Origin of the sequence: Shewanella marisflavi (assembly GCF_002215585.1) — a bacterium.
Lineage (GTDB): Bacteria > Pseudomonadota > Gammaproteobacteria > Enterobacterales > Shewanellaceae > Shewanella > Shewanella marisflavi.
The window spans coordinates 2942402-2956695 of the sequence record NZ_CP022272.1; the positions used below are offsets into that span (position 1 = coordinate 2942402).

A 14294-nucleotide genomic window follows, 5' to 3' on the forward strand; every position below is an offset into this window, starting at 1 on the left:
GTTAGTTTATTGTGACTGAAATCTGACTATCTTGCATGCGTTTTTTCGCTAAACGTTTGGTTCTGTCGCGAATATCTCCGGCTAACTGGCCACAGGCCGCGTCAATATCGTCTCCGCGGGTCTTACGCACTATCACGGTCAAGCCATATTCCATCAAGACTTTAGAGAATCTGTCGATACGAGAGTTCGACGAGCGCCCATAGGGAGAACCCGGATAGGGGTTGAAAGGAATCAAGTTGATCTTACAAGGAGTATCCTTCATCAACTTTGCCAACTCGTGCGCCTGATCTGTGCTGTCGTTAATATGATCTAACATCACATACTCCAGCGTCACACGGCCACGGTTAGCGTTAGACTTAGCTAAGTAACGACGAATCGCCGCCAGGAAATCCTGCAGCGGATACTTCTTGTTCACCGGCACCAGCACATCACGTAGCTCATCATTAGGCGCGTGAATACTCACAGCCAAGGCCACATCCAAGTTATCACCCAAGATATCCAAGGCAGGCACAACACCCGAAGTCGATACCGTCACGCGGCGCTTAGAGAGACTAAAGCCAAAGTCGTCCAGCATGATATCGATAGCAGGCATGACGTTTTTGAGGTTAAGCAGCGGCTCACCCATGCCCATCATCACGACATTAGAGATAGGTCGCTCACCGGTGTCTTTCTGAAAACCGAGAAAATGCGACACGCGCCAGATTTGACCGACAATTTCAGACACTGTGAGGTTACGGTTAAAGCCCTGCTGGGCGGTAGAGCAGAAAGTACATTCCAGCGCACAGCCCACCTGAGATGACACACACAAGGTAGCGCGGTCTTCTTCTGGGATATAAACCGTTTCAACTTCCTGACCATTACCTACGTTGATAGCAAACTTAATGGTACCGTCGGCAGACTTCTGATAGCTAGAGATCTCAGGCGCCACCACCTCACAACGCTCTGCTAATTTTGCCCGCAGCACTTTATTGATGTTGGTCATCTGTTCGAAGTCGCTTACGCCAAAATGATATAGCCACTTCATCAATTGATCGGCACGAAATGGCTTTTCACCCATCTCGGTAAACAATGCTCTCAATCCTTTACGATCGAGATCCAATAAATTGATCTTTTTTTCACTCATTTTGACTAACCTCAACACCAAAACCTGCCACAGGGCGGCGAATTATACAGATATCAATAAATTTTAGCCAGTAACGAAATAGACTATGCTAGAATCGCCCTCAAGCTAATATTGGCTTGCTACTCGGAGTTGTTTTACCTCCCTCATGATAACCCTTATTGTTATTGTCTTTGTCGCTATTGGGATCTCTTTCCTATGTAGTGTGTTTGAAGCTGTGCTTCTGTCTGTTACACCTAGCTTTATTGCGAACCTAAAAGAATCTCACCCCGTTGCGGCCGAGCGTTTAAGCCGTCAAAAAGAGAATGTGGAATCGCCACTGGTCTCTATTTTGACCCTAAACACTATTGCCCATACCGTCGGCGCCGCCGTTGCCGGTGCGCAAGCTGCGAAAGTATTCGGTGATGAGATGCTGGGTGTTTTCTCGGGTGTGCTCACCTTCTTGATCCTCTTCTTCTCAGAGATCATCCCTAAGACCCTAGGCGCTAACTATTGGCGTAGCCTGGCACCAAGCGTGTCCTTAGCACTGCTATGGATGGAGCGCATCACTAGGCCGCTAATTTGGATGTCTCAGCAGGTCACCCATAAATTGGGTAAAGGCGACGAGGGACAATATATTCGTCAAGAGATGAGCGCCATGGCAAAGATTGGCCATGAATCAGGCGAGCTGGACGAGCAGGAGTCTATGATTCTGACCCAGATGCTGTCGGTGAAAGAGATGCCGGTAACTGCCATCATGACCCCAAGAACCGTGATGTTTAGCGTACCAGCAAGCATGACCCAGTCGGCATTTGCCAAGGCGCACAAGAAAAGCCCCTTCACCCGCATTCCAGTTTTCGATGGTGATCGCGACAATATAGTCGGTTATGTCAACCGTAATACTATCTTGTTATCTGAGCGTGAAACGCCCCAGGCACCTATCTCGGCGGTGAAACGCAATCTGGTTATCGTGCCAGAAACAGCCAAAATCTTACCCCTATTTCAGCTGATGATTAAGCGCAATACTAAGATTGCCATGGTGGTAGATGAATACGGTAGTGGTCTGGGCATAGTCACTCTAGAAGACATTATTGAGTCGCTATTGGGACTTGAAATTGTCGACAGCAACGATCCTGTGACTGACATGCAGCAGTTAGCTCGACGTTTGTGGAAGCGCCGCATGACCCATAAGGGGATACGCATCTCTGATGAGGGCTCGGCAGAAGAGGATGATCTCCCGAGAAGTGACCCACAGGAAAGCAGCGTCACCGAGGCTCAACCTCTGGGTAAAATAAGTAAATAACTTAAGATGAGTTTATAAAGGGAAGCAAATGCTTCCCTTTTTCATTTAGTGCCGCTGAGGTATACTAGCCCGCTTCACAATATGAGGCCTACATGACCAACAGATACTCGCTCAAGCTTGCACATATCAACGACACCCACTCCCACTTCGATCCCTCACGCGTTCAATTTCTGCTGACTCACCAGCATCAAAGCTATGAGGTCTACAGCCATAGTGGTGGCTATGCCAGGATCGGCTATCAGGTGGCCAAGGCGCGTCAGCAAGCGGCAGATGCCGAGCAAGATTTTCTGTTTCTGCATGGAGGCGACAGCTTTCAAGGCACCCTCTACTTTAACCAGTTTAAAGGCGTGGCCAACGCCGATCTGCTCAACCGCCTCGCGCCAGATGCCATGGTGCTCGGTAACCATGAGATAGATGCGGGCAATCAACCAGTTAAGCAGTTTCTCGATAACATCAATTTCCCTCTAATGGCGGGTAACATGGATCTCAGCCAGGAAGATCTTCATAAACAAGCCAGACTTGCGGGGCACCCGAGGCTCTTAGACTACTGCTCCCAAAGCCAGACGGCCAAGGTGCTGTTTAAACCCCTTGGCGACAAGCAATTAGCTATCATAGGCATCACCTTAGATCAGATGAAGGAGATCGCCCGGCCCGATGAAGATACCCACTTTGCCAACGCAATAGAAACCACCGCCAATACTGTGGCTAAGCTCAAAGCTGAGGGGATAGATCATATCCTAGTGTTGAGTCACCTAGGTTGGGATAAAGATAAAGTGTTAGCCCGTGAGGTCTCAGGGATCAGCCTTATCGTCGGCGGTCACTCTCACACCTTGCAGGGAGAATTTAGCCAGCTTGGCCATAGCGCCCTGCCCTATGGTGAAAGCGTCAATCACACGCCCATACTGCATGCGGGAAAATATGCGGAAACCTTAGGCTTGTGCGATATCGAATTTGACCAGCAAGGCCGTGTCACTCACTTAGCCGGACACAACTACTTCATGCTCGATAAACATCTAATTATCGAAGGCGAGCAACAGATCTCCAGCGCGACTTACGCAGCACTAAAGCAGCAACTCAGTGAACACCCTGGGGTCTTGTGGGACGAAGAGCTGACAGAGATCAACCAAGTGATCAGAGAGCAATACCAGCCCGCTATCAGTGCACTGGAACATCAGGTACTGGGCTTTGTCCCAAGAAACCTTATTCATACACGTCTGCCCAGTAAGGCACTTCCCCATGGCAGTGAAATTGCGCCCTGGGTGTGTAAGAGCATATACCACGAGACGCGCCAGCTGGATCTTCAGGTCGATTTTGCCCTGCACAATGCCGGCGGCGTGAGACAATCACTGAATAAAGGCGCAGTCACCATGGCCGACGTGCTTGGCCGTCTGCTTCCTTTTGCCCTGCCATTGGTCAGATATAAGATTTTAGGTCGTTTCCTCTATCAAACCCTAGAGTCGGCCATTAACTCTGCCACCAACAACAGCATCACAGGAACCGGCGCAGGCAGTTTTCCCTATACTTATGGTCTTAAATATTGCTATGACGGCAGGCAACCTCAGGGCTCAAGGATCCTACAGCTGGAGGTATTGACCGAAATCGCCGGTGAGATGCAATGGCACAGCGTAGTGCCCAACAGACTGTACTGCGGCGTCTCATCGGCCTACACGGCATCTGGCAAGGAAGGTTATCAAGATCTGCTTAGCGCCGAAGAGCAGCAGTCGATAGCCTCGCTGACCCTACCAGAGGCTTTTATTCGCTTCATGCAGCGAGAACAGGGATTGCACGGCGCCATGCCGCCCCATATCCAATACACGAGTCACCTAGAGTTCTTATAATACCTAAACTCCATGACTCATGGATTTCACCAGGTAATAGGCCATAAACACCTGGCCCAATTTCTCCTGATAACATTTATGGCGCAGGGTAAAACCTCGGGCGATAAATAGGGGGCGTGACAGGCAGGAAGCATCCACACTCAAGGTTTCTATCGCCTGGGAGTAGGCCCAGTCTTCAAGATGACGCACTAACTCGGTGCCCACTCCCAGTCCCTGATAGTCAGGATGCACATAAAGACTGTCGATATAACCTCGTGAGCGATAGTGAGTCTCAACATTCACAAAACCCACACAGAGCGGCAGCCCTCCCAGCAATCGCTGTATATCCACAGCCAGCCAGGCTTGCGAACGCGTCAGGCGTTTATGCCAATGATAGCCAGAGCGTGGGGCCTGTGACCAAGCATGTTTCTGCGCCTTTGAATAATGGGTCTCATCTATAGCCTGTACCGCCTGATGATACAGGTGACTCACTGCAGTCGCATAACCCTTGTGATAGGGAATTATTTTAATCATCGCTAAATGCATGAAAATGTTATGAGCCAGCGAAAAAAATGCGGCCCGCCAATAGCTGCTTATATTAGTGGCAGATTAGGCAAAAAAATAGTGCCGATAATTACTTAGCGGCACTATATCTTTATTCGTCAACTAGGCTGAACGATCAGCTCTATGTTTATTTCTTGTCGATGCGACCCACAAACAACAGCTCATCGAAGGTACGATTAAGCGTCTTGCTGGTAAAATCATTCATCCACATCTGCTCTTGTACCACAACAACGTCGCCTTTTTTGACCTCAACCTGAGGACCAGCAGCCCAGAAAGTCTTATCGGCCTCTTTGATCTGAACATAGGTATAACCGCCACCGTTCATGGTATCGACCACAGTGCCCTGATGCACAACACCAGCAGCCCAGGCACTTGAAATTCCCAGTGCCAATGTAGCCGCAGCGGCTAAACGAACTAATTTAGTTATCATTGTCATTCCTTAAGTGTTTGCCTTTAACCCCTGCATTAAAACATGGCGTTAACCATAAATCTCTACCAAGACCCTCTAAAACAGCAATCAATGAATCAGTTTTAGATCAAGCTCTCATTACCGACTTTTATCCCTGAGTCCGCGGAACTAATAACGGCTTTAACATGCCTTCTAATCCATTAAGCTTCACTTCATAGATCAGCGCCAGTTGTTGGCCCAACTTACCTTCGGGAAATCCCTTCCCATGAAACCAGACTAAATAGGGCTCAGGCAGCTCTAATAGTCGCAATCCGGCATATTTACCAAATGGCATTTTTTGATTAATTGCCTCAATTAAGGCCTGTTGATCCATCTGCTCATCCTAAATGGCTGCGAGTTACTCTGTTAGCCCAAGCTTACGTGACAGCGTCTACCAGGCCAAGCCCTGACAGCGGACATTGCCTAATACTTGTTATTTTTTAATAAGCGCCTTTGAAACATAAGACAATTTTCTGTTGCGGTAGGCCAACCAAGTTCAAAGTTTTAGTTATTACACATATAACATTTTTAACTATACGGCATAGCTTTAATCAACAAATGAAATAACGATAAGATAAAAGTCTTACACTTTTAAGGTCATGGAACGTAAACCCCCTCCAAAAAACTCACAAAACAACAATAACTAATTGTTTTTATTAAATTTAAAATCTTTTTGCTTAATTAAAAGCTAGTGGCGTCAAATATCTGCCAAAACACCAAAAACGTCAAGTTAATGACAAGCGCCATAATCAAAAAAAACGTCAAATTTCATGTAGTTGACCAACAATTAATTAACACCTAAATTGAACACATACCCAAACAGGTGAAGTCACAAGACTGAAGTACATCACTTGGGAACCTAATAACAAACATCGGCAATCATTGGCAGTCGAGAGGAAATAGAATGATCATTTTAGTTGGCGGTGAAAAAGGCGGCAGCGGTAAAAGCTGTCTAGCCCAAAACATAGCGGTATTTCTCACAGTAGAATGCGGCGCCTCAGTCATCATGGTCGATTGCGATCCCCAGCGGACCACCTCAGATTGGATTCAAGCCCGTAACAACAACGGCACCCTGGCCAGCATCAACTGTGTTCAGCTTTACGGTAAGATCCGCAACGATCTGCTCAGCCTAGAGCAACACTATGACTATGTACTGGTCGATTGTGGTGGTCAGGATAACCTGGCGCTACGTGCAACCATGTCTGTTGCCTCTCACGTCTTGATGCCACTGCGTCCTAAGCGCAGAGATTTAAAGACTGTTAGCCACATGGATGACATCGTCGCCACCTGTATGATGATTAACCCTAAGATGCGCGCCTCTTTCGTTATCACTCAATGCCCAAGCTTGCCAAACCAGGCCAACCGCATTTTCGAAGCGAAAGAAGTCTGTAAAACTTATGATATCAACGTACTCGACGCTATCACCTATAGCCGTAACATTTATGACGACAGCGAAGAGTCGGGTTTATCTGTGATGGAAACTCAGCCTAAAGGAAAGGCGGCCGATGAGATCCGAGCAATCGCCTGCGAAATGCTTCAGGCAGCCAATGCCACTGAGATTCGTAATCGTCTCGCTGAAAAACAGATGGATAAGTTAAGGGGTAATTATGGGTCTGGCCGATCTCAAGAAAAACTCTACGCAGTCTAGCGCAGCAAGGCAGAATCGAAAGCTGCTGAACATTTCGCTCGACACCTTAATCGATGACTTCATCGACGATGCGACCCACTATGCGGCCGGGCAACCTGCGCAAGTTCAGCAGATGGCCGAGATTATCGCTTTAGAAACCGGATTTGACGGCGAGTTTAAAGCTCGTCATCAAAGAAAGGCCGCTCCTAAGGTGGTGCCAAAAGGTACTGGGCCCTACCGCAAGGCCACTTTTACCTTGAGCGAGTCAGCCATTGCGCACCTCGCTGAGTTGGCAAGTGGCTGTGATGTGGCAAAATCTAAGCTGATCAGGTTTCTGATTGAGCACCATTATTCCTTGTCGGAAGGTGAGCGACAACAGAAGGAGCAATCCATCATAGTCGACTGATCTCGCTTCCACATCGCACTGGGCTACGCATCACCCAGTGCGACCTAAGTTTCATTCCAATCTCCCAACCCTTTTCTGGCAGCGACAGATTTCATTTGTCCAAATTTACTGGCTGCCAGCTTTTTTTCTTACGGCTTTACGATTGAATTCCTGCCACATGGCCACATATCTTGCTATATCATTAGGAGATTTTTATGTTGGCGCTCTTTATTATTGCCTTGGTGAGTTGTGCGGCCATCGGCTACATACTGTTTAAACCAAGTTATATCAGACACAGACGCGCCCAGATCGCCAAGCGGCCGTTTCCCACCAGTTGGCGAGCAATATTAAAGCACCGCATGCCCTACTTTCGCGCCTTGCCAAGTGATCTACAATTGCAGCTCAAGCGCCATATTCAAATCTTTATCGCCGAAAAGGAGTTTGTCGGCTGTCAGGGGATAGAGATAGATGATGAGATTCGAGTGACCATTGCCGCTCAGGCGTGCTTGCTGCTGCTTAACCGCGATACAGACTACTATCCAAAGTTAAGGCAGATCCTTGTCTATCCCAGCCTGTTTATTGTCACTCATCATCAACAAAACAGTGATGGCGTGCTTTGGGAGCGGCGAAACATTCTCTCGGGGGAGTCTTGGGAGTATGGCAAGGTGATCCTCTCTTGGCATAATACTAAGGAAGATGCCGCCCAACCCTATGATGGCCATAATGTGGTGATCCATGAGTTCGCTCACCAGTTAGACCAGGAGGACGGTCATTCCAACGGTGCACCTATCCTGGCAAGCCCCCATGATTATCAAAGCTGGTCTGTCGTCATGACCCAGGAATTTGAGCAACTTTGCCACGATGCAAAATGGCAGCTCCCCAGCTTATTCAACTACTATGGAGCCACCAATGAGGCCGAGTTTTTTGCGGTGATCACAGAAACCTTCTTCGAGCGTCCCCATGAGTTTTACCAGCAACATCAAGCGCTTTATCAACAGATGAGTCATTTTTTCAAATTAGATCCGGTAAACTGGCACTAATATTCGCAAAAAGGAGTTGCACCATGACCGCAAGGCTACCCCATTTTTCTCTGCTCTTAGCAAGCTGTGCCCTACTATTTTCCAGCCTGTGCCGGGCCGAAATTCCAGCGGCGGCAACCGAAACCCTAGATAATTTACATCGCTACGCGGCGAGCGCCGACTGGGACAGGTATTTTGATCTCTACACGGAAGATGCCCACTTCATCGGCACTGACGCCAGTGAAAATTGGACCATGACACAATTTGCCGAGTACGCCCGTCCCACCAAGGGCTGGCGTTATAGCTTAATCTCTAGGAGTCTTCAACAGCACGGTGATGTGATTGTGTTTGATGAGCATCTGAGCAGCAATTCCTACGGCAACTGCCGGGGTACAGGCACCTTAGTGCTTACCGATACTGGCTGGAAGGTACTGCAATACCACCTGAGCTTTCCTATCCCCAACGCCATGGCCAAACGGATCACGGCGCAGATTAAGGCGACTCAGGGTAAATAACCTTAGTGTACCGACACCGACAGGCAGAGATTCGTCAGCTGGGCAAAGTGAGTAAAACGCTCGAAATCTTCATCGGCTAGCTTACGCTCAGAACTGTGTCTGTCGGCATATAACAAGCCGATCACCTTGTTATCAACCAATATGGGCGCCAACATAAAGCCCTGTGATGAAGTGTGTTTCTTTAACTCTTCATCTAGGTACAAGCGCCATTTTTCAGATTGTGGATTGTCGATAAACAGCGGCTTCTTAAGATCTATACTTTCGGCAAACACATTCTTGCCCTGATACAACTCGACAATAAATTCATTTTTCATTTTGTCGACATTATCACCAAGGACGACTCTTGGTTGTATGCGTTTCCGATTAGGCGACAGCAACATTACGGCGCAGCGATCCATGCCGATACCATCGAGCAGACCACTCAGGGTAATAGTGATCACTTCATTGAAGTTCGCCTTGTTGATGGCGCAATCGGTCAATTCACGCAGTTTTTTAAGCTGCAGACTCACATTGAACTCGCGTACCTTTATCGGCTCATCTTGTTGCGATGGTGCCAAGGTAAGTTGATGAGTATCGGGCAAAAATGCCACCAACACCTTTGCGCCATAGGTATCGGCCAGCTTTCTGGTGGCGTGACTGCACTGGATCATACGCCCCTTGAATTCATCCACTTCAAGTTCCAACATATCGGCCGCTTGCTTAATTCTGCGGTGTAGATCTTCGATATCATCCTTAGCGTCACTAGCCATTAACTCGCTGATCTTATTAGCAAGGAATATAGAGCGGATCTCAGGGGTTCGTTCATTAGGATTAGACAGTGACTTGACCAGCACCTCACCTAGGCCCCAGTTTTTGGCGATCCCCATCGAAAGTTGAGTAAAGGAGGTTCCCAGCACCTCTCTGACCACGGCGCTGGCTTCTTTAGCATCTACCTGATTCAGGCGGGCATCGAGCCTCTCAGTGGTCTCGCCCCCCATGCTCCAAAAAGCGCTCTCACCCAGGTGATACAGAAGCGCGGCAATAAACACCTCCTCCTGCAACTCCTCGTCGTGATCCCTTAGCATCATCTTAGCGAGCATGGCTGCCTGAAATGCTCTGGCCATCAGGGTCAGTAGCCTATGATAAACAGGTTCAGACAAACCTTTGTTTTCCAGAAGGCTACTAAGCAGCTTTGCCGTAATACAGATGTTGCGAATGGTATCGAAACCCAAGACTACCGCCGCGCGGCTCACCGTAGTGACATGGGAGATCCCCTTGTTATAGATGGCGCTGTTAGCCACCTTAAGAATACGCGAGGTCAAGGCATTATCATGCATTACACTGCGGCCTAGTATCGCCAAAGATGACACATCATCTTTAGCCAACTGCTCCAGGGTCTTAACCGTCGAGCTCAGCGCCGGCATCTCCTGTTCGCTGATGCGTTTAGTCCAGTATTCGGCACCTTTTCCTGACGTTGCACTATTCAATGCGTTTTTACTCTTAATGAAGGGTTTGCAAATACGCCAACGAAAAACGGCGCGATTGATGAATTATAGGCAGAAAAACTTATAACATAACAATTACATCAGTCGCCAGTCGCAAATCGTGTTTAGTCCACAATGCTCTGTTACTTGGCGAGGATTTCACCTTTATATCGACACTGCAGGTAATTTGATGAGCACAAAATAAAAAAGGCGGCTCAAGAGGGACCGCCAAGGCAAGCAAAATAAAAAAGTATTGAAAGGAAAGAAAAACCTCGCACTGCACGTAGGAACACAGTGCGAGGAACAACCGCTGCTAAAGGACAGCAAGTCGAAACTTTAGAACTGATCCTCTTCGGTCGAGCCAGTCAGTGCTGTCACCGATGACTGACCACCTTGAATCACGTTGGTGACCTTGTCGAAGTAGCCTGTACCCACCTCTTGTTGGTGCGCCACAAAGGTATACCCCTTCTTAGCCGCCGCAAACTCAACTTCCTGCACCTTCTCAACATAATGCTTCATACCTTCACCACGAGCATAGTCATAGGCTAGGTCGAACATGTTGTACCACATGTTATGGATACCGGCTAAGGTGATGAACTGATACTTATAGCCCATGTCCGACAACTCCTGTTGGAAGCGAGCGATAGTGGCATCATCCAGATTCTTCTTCCAGTTGAAAGAAGGTGAGCAGTTATAAGCCAGCAATTGATCTGGGTACTGGGCATGAATCGCCTCTGCGAAACGACGTGCCTCTTCAAGATCTGGCTTGGCAGTTTCACACCAAATGAGGTCGGCGTAAGGAGCATAAGCCAAGCCGCGAGAGATTGCCTGATCTAAGCCAGCGTTTACGCGGTAGAAACCTTCAGAAGTGCGCTCTCCAGTGATGAAGTCACGATCATATGGGTCGCAGTCTGAGGTCAACAGATCCGCTGCGTTTGCATCGGTACGGGCGATAACCAGAGTCTCTACGCCACTGACATCGGCTGCCAAACGTGCGGATACCAGCTTTTGCACAGCTTCTTGTGTCGGCACTAACACCTTACCGCCCATGTGACCACACTTCTTCACCGAAGCTAGCTGATCTTCAAAATGCACACCTGCGGCGCCGGCATCGATCATATTCTTCATCAGTTCATAGGCGTTAAGTACACCACCAAAGCCCGCTTCGGCATCGGCAACAATTGGCAAGAAGTAGTCGGTGTAACCTTCATCTTGCGGATCTACCTGGTTGCTCCACTGGATCTGGTCAGCACGGCGGAACGAGTTATTGATGCGCTGTACCACAGCTGGCACTGAGTTCGCCGGATAGAGAGACTGATCGGGATACATGGTACCGGCTAGGTTAGCGTCTGCGGCAACCTGCCAGCCCGACAGATAGATAGCTTCGATACCTGCCTTAGCTTGTTGCACAGCCTGGCCACCCGTCAGGGCGCCCAGCGAGTTGACATAGCCCTTCTTGGCACCGCCATTAACCAGTTGCCATAATTTCTCAGCGCCGCGAGTCGCTATGGTGTTTTCCGGGACAATTGAACCGCGTAAGGCCACTACGTCCTCTGCTGAATAGGGACGGCGAACGCCTGCCCAACGTGGATTTTCAGCCCAATCCTTTTTTAACGCATCAATCTGTGCTTGACGTGAATTTTGTGTAGTTGCCTTAGTCATAATCTTCTCCATCTCAGGTGTTTACATCCAGCTCCCTTAATACCACTCACATTCAAAGGCGCTAAATAAGTAGGGGTCAAAGACCCTTTTCAATTGTGTAATCAATCAGGTGTTAAGCCTCTTCGGCCTGGGTCAAAATCTCGTAGCCTGGTAGGGTGAGAAAATCCACCAACTCATCGGCCGTTGTTATCTCTTCTAGCAACACCGCCGCTTGGGTATATCTACCGTGGGTAAAGCGATCTGGGCCAACTTCTAACTTCACATTGGCTAACTCTTCTACCAGCATCTCTTTGAACAGTTCCTTGGTCACCAACTTGCCGTTTGACAGCTTCTGCTCATGTTGGATCCACTGCCAGATAGAGGTTCGGGAGATCTCTGCAGTCGCCGCATCTTCCATTAATCCATAGATGGGCACACAGCCATTGCCGCGAATCCACGCCTCGACATATTGCAGCGCGATACGAATATTCAGACGCATGCCTGATTCGGTACGCTCACCGTCACAAGGCATCAGCAAGTCCCTGGCCAGAATCGGTGCATCCACATCACGGGTGATATGCAGCTGATTAACGTGATCTTCACCTATATATTCGTTGAAGATCCCCATGGCAGTGTCGGCCAGCCCAGGATGTGCCACCCAGGTGCCGTCATGACCATTTCGCGCCTCAAGCTCTTTATCGCCACGCACCTTGACCAATACAGCTTCGTTTTGCGCCTCATCTTTGGCGGGAATAAAGGCCGCCATCCCGCCCATCGCCAAGGCGCCACGCTTGTGGCAGGTCTTAATAAGTAGACGCGAGTAAGCACTTAAAAACGGCTTGTCCATGGTCACCGCCTGACGGTCTGGCAAGATACGGTCACTATGTTTTTTCAACGTTTTGATATAGCTAAAGATGTAATCCCAACGACCACAGTTGAGCGCGACGATGTTAGAGCGCAGCTCATAGAGAATCTCCTCCATCTCAAACACCGCAGGTAATGTCTCAATCAAACAAGTACATTTAATGGTGCCAGGTGCAAGGCAGAAGCGTTCTTCAACAAAGGCAAATACCTTGGCCCACCAACGCGCCTCAACATGGCTCTCTAACTTAGGGATATAGAAGTATGGGCCGCTACCCTTCTCCAACAACTGACGGTAGTTGTGGTAAAAGTAGAGGCAGAAGTCGAACAGTGACCCTGGAATCGCTTCACCATTGAAGGTCACATGCTTTTCTTTAAGGTGCAGACCACGAACACGCGCAATAAGCACTGCGGGATCGTCATTCAAGGCGTAGTGCTTACCTGTGTCAGGCGCTGTGTATTCGATATCGCCACGTACAGCATCACGCAAATTGATCTGCCCCTGAATCACCTTAGGCCAGCTAGGTGCAAGAGAATCCTCAAAATCGGCCATAAAGACCTTTACGTTGGCATTGAGCGCGTTGATGATCATCTTGCGATCAACAGGTCCGGTGATCTCTACCCGTCTGTCCTGTAGATCCTCTGGGATGCTACGGATCTGCCATTCACCGTCTCTGATAGCACGGGTTTCTGGTAAAAAGTCAGGCAAGGCGCCTGCATCGATCAGCGCTTGCTTTTGCTTACGCATTTCAAGCAGTTTCGGAACCTCTGCCGCAAACTGGCTACACAAGACGTCGAGGAGACTCAGTGCACCTTCATTAAGCACAAGCTCTTGACCCTCGACAGGCGCCCCTAGGATAGATAATCCCGTATCTTGCTGATGTTCATTCATTACTTGTTCAGTCATCCCGATATCTCCCAAGCGCTTATTTACCGCATAAAGCCAATTAATCTGCTGTGAACCATACCCTTGTGGGTCATACACCTTGAAACACTGTGTTAAAAGTTCCAAATGTACGTTTTGAACAAAACCTACTAACAAACAGTTGTGATTGCAACAATACCAACGTCTATAAAAGCAGCAAAAAATGACAATAAACAAGATAAAAAATTGGTAATACCAAGCTAAGAATAACAACTTAAAACATTGATTTACAACACATTAAAATATCAAAAACTTTATAAACACCACCTAACAATTAAAGTTGTCTGACAAATTAACCAATCACCCGCCACTGAAAGTTATTACGTAATTTAAATACGTATTGTAAATTTAAAATTACACAAATAATGCTTTAATCCCTAAGAAATTAAACTCTACAGCGTTTTGCTTTCCCCGCCAGTCAACTCCACAAAAGGCATTAAAAACAATACTTTGACAAAAAATGCACAAACACGAAAATCAAACGAGCGTTTTAATTTTACGTTTACGTTAACGACACCCAAAGCCATTCCAATTGTCTGTCACAAATTGGTAACGTTTGTCGATCAACATCACGATTTTTTTTGGTTAGCTGCGAAAATAATTAGAAAAACCGTCGTTTTTGCATAT

At 48.0% G+C, this 14294-nt stretch carries 13 protein-coding genes; 6 read left to right on the forward strand and 7 right to left on the reverse strand.

The window, feature by feature from the left end; all coding sequences use genetic code 11:
* Nucleotide 1: 1 nt before the first annotated feature.
* Nucleotides 2-1123 (reverse strand): bifunctional tRNA (adenosine(37)-C2)-methyltransferase TrmG/ribosomal RNA large subunit methyltransferase RlmN, encoded by a 1122-nt coding sequence (locus CFF01_RS13030; RefSeq protein ID WP_088905085.1) that lies wholly within the window; start codon nucleotides 1121-1123, stop codon nucleotides 2-4.
* A gap of 145 nt (nucleotides 1124-1268) precedes the next feature.
* On the opposite strand from CFF01_RS13030, the gene CFF01_RS13035 reads away from it, so the two are divergent.
* The gene (locus CFF01_RS13035) at nucleotides 1269-2402 is read left to right on the forward strand and encodes a CNNM domain-containing protein (protein ID WP_088905086.1); all 1134 of its coding nucleotides are present in this window, start codon (nucleotides 1269-1271) and stop codon (nucleotides 2400-2402) included.
* A 92-nt stretch (nucleotides 2403-2494) separates the two neighbouring features.
* The gene (locus CFF01_RS13040; protein WP_088905087.1) at nucleotides 2495-4240 is read left to right on the forward strand and encodes a bifunctional metallophosphatase/5'-nucleotidase; all 1746 of its coding nucleotides are present in this window, start codon (nucleotides 2495-2497) and stop codon (nucleotides 4238-4240) included.
* A 3-nt stretch (nucleotides 4241-4243) separates the two neighbouring features.
* On the opposite strand, the gene CFF01_RS13045 is transcribed toward CFF01_RS13040, so the two are convergent.
* The 3 genes from CFF01_RS13045 to CFF01_RS13055 all read right to left on the reverse strand — a co-directional run bounded on the left by CFF01_RS13045 (nucleotide 4244) and on the right by CFF01_RS13055 (nucleotide 5565).
* The gene (locus CFF01_RS13045; protein WP_088905950.1) at nucleotides 4244-4753 is read right to left on the reverse strand and encodes a GNAT family N-acetyltransferase; all 510 of its coding nucleotides are present in this window, start codon (nucleotides 4751-4753) and stop codon (nucleotides 4244-4246) included.
* A gap of 157 nt (nucleotides 4754-4910) precedes the next feature.
* Nucleotides 4911-5213, reverse strand: a complete 303-nt coding sequence (locus tag CFF01_RS13050) for a hypothetical protein (RefSeq protein WP_033538518.1) — start codon at nucleotides 5211-5213, stop codon at nucleotides 4911-4913.
* 127 nt (nucleotides 5214-5340) lie between these two features.
* The gene (locus CFF01_RS13055; RefSeq protein WP_033538519.1) at nucleotides 5341-5565 is read right to left on the reverse strand and encodes a DUF3820 family protein; all 225 of its coding nucleotides are present in this window, start codon (nucleotides 5563-5565) and stop codon (nucleotides 5341-5343) included.
* Nucleotides 5566-6135: 570 nt separating this feature from the next.
* On the opposite strand from CFF01_RS13055, the gene CFF01_RS13060 reads away from it, so the two are divergent.
* The 4 genes from CFF01_RS13060 (at nucleotide 6136) to CFF01_RS13075 (ending at nucleotide 8777) form a co-directional block, all read left to right on the forward strand.
* Nucleotides 6136-6879 carry an AAA family ATPase gene (locus CFF01_RS13060; RefSeq protein WP_033538520.1) on the forward strand — a complete coding sequence of 248 codons (744 nt, stop codon included), beginning with the start codon at nucleotides 6136-6138 and terminating at the stop codon, nucleotides 6877-6879.
* Nucleotides 6839-7264 (forward strand): CopG family transcriptional regulator, encoded by a 426-nt coding sequence (locus CFF01_RS13065; protein ID WP_088905088.1) that lies wholly within the window; start codon nucleotides 6839-6841, stop codon nucleotides 7262-7264. Before CFF01_RS13060 ends, CFF01_RS13065 begins: the two co-directional genes overlap by 41 nt.
* Before the next feature lie 194 nt (nucleotides 7265-7458).
* On the forward strand, nucleotides 7459-8283 hold the full coding sequence (locus CFF01_RS13070; protein WP_088905089.1) for a M90 family metallopeptidase: 825 nt from the start codon (nucleotides 7459-7461) through the stop codon (nucleotides 8281-8283).
* A 23-nt stretch (nucleotides 8284-8306) separates the two neighbouring features.
* Nucleotides 8307-8777, forward strand: a complete 471-nt coding sequence (locus tag CFF01_RS13075) for a nuclear transport factor 2 family protein (RefSeq protein WP_088905090.1) — start codon at nucleotides 8307-8309, stop codon at nucleotides 8775-8777.
* A 2-nt stretch (nucleotides 8778-8779) separates the two neighbouring features.
* Here the strand turns inward: CFF01_RS13075 and CFF01_RS13080 are convergent, their stop codons facing one another.
* From CFF01_RS13080 to aceB, 3 genes are all read right to left on the reverse strand, one after another.
* Nucleotides 8780-10180 (reverse strand): HDOD domain-containing protein, encoded by a 1401-nt coding sequence (locus CFF01_RS13080; RefSeq protein WP_088905951.1) that lies wholly within the window; start codon nucleotides 10178-10180, stop codon nucleotides 8780-8782.
* 396 nt (nucleotides 10181-10576) lie between these two features.
* Nucleotides 10577-11902: an isocitrate lyase gene (aceA, locus tag CFF01_RS13085; RefSeq protein ID WP_033538525.1), complete on the reverse strand. Its 1326-nt coding sequence runs from the start codon at nucleotides 11900-11902 to the stop codon at nucleotides 10577-10579.
* A 112-nt stretch (nucleotides 11903-12014) separates the two neighbouring features.
* Nucleotides 12015-13649 carry a malate synthase A gene (gene aceB, locus CFF01_RS13090; protein ID WP_088905952.1) on the reverse strand — a complete coding sequence of 545 codons (1635 nt, stop codon included), beginning with the start codon at nucleotides 13647-13649 and terminating at the stop codon, nucleotides 12015-12017.
* Nucleotides 13650-14294 lie beyond the last annotated feature (645 nt).